The organism is Exiguobacterium sp. HSB13 (assembly GCF_056764755.1).
The window spans coordinates 1-473 of record NZ_JBUZOM010000031.1; the positions used below are offsets into that span (position 1 = coordinate 1).

General features: G+C 50.1%; 2 tRNA genes and 1 rRNA gene. All 3 read left to right on the plus strand.

Going from position 1 to position 473, the window contains the following annotated elements:
• Positions 1 to 78: ribosomal RNA gene (locus ACZGCQ_RS16890) — 16S ribosomal RNA — on the plus strand; the annotation flags it as partial.
• A gap of 73 nt (positions 79 to 151) precedes the next feature.
• Positions 152 to 228, plus strand: a tRNA-Ile gene (locus ACZGCQ_RS16895).
• 22 nt (positions 229 to 250) lie between these two features.
• Positions 251 to 323: transfer RNA gene (locus ACZGCQ_RS16900), tRNA-Ala, on the plus strand.
• The last annotated feature ends 150 nt before the right edge of the window (positions 324 to 473 follow it).

Here is a 473-nt window from a genome sequence, read left to right on the forward strand (position 1 = left end):
TCGAAGGTGGGGTAGATGATTGGGGTGAAGTCGTAACAAGGTAGCCGTATCGGAAGGTGCGGCTGGATCACCTCCTTTCTAAGGAAAACGTCCCTTACGGGACATGCCCATCGTTCAGTTTTGAGAGTCTAATTCTCTCTAGTCATGGAATGGGCCTATAGCTCAGCCGGTTAGAGCGCACGCCTGATAAGCGTGAGGTCGGTGGTTCGAGTCCACTTAGGCCCACCATTTCCATTCTAATTTCAATCCTGGGGCCTTAGCTCAGCTGGGAGAGCGCCTGCCTTGCACGCAGGAGGTCAGCGGTTCGATCCCGCTAGGCTCCATTTGTCTTGTCCTTTGGATAAGGCACTCGCACCTTGAAAACTGAAGACATCAACAAGACATCAAACTTTTAATTAACCATGTCATTTAAGACGTGTGTTCTTAGAATACCAACGCTAGATCAAGGTATGAAGGGCGTACGGTGGATGCCT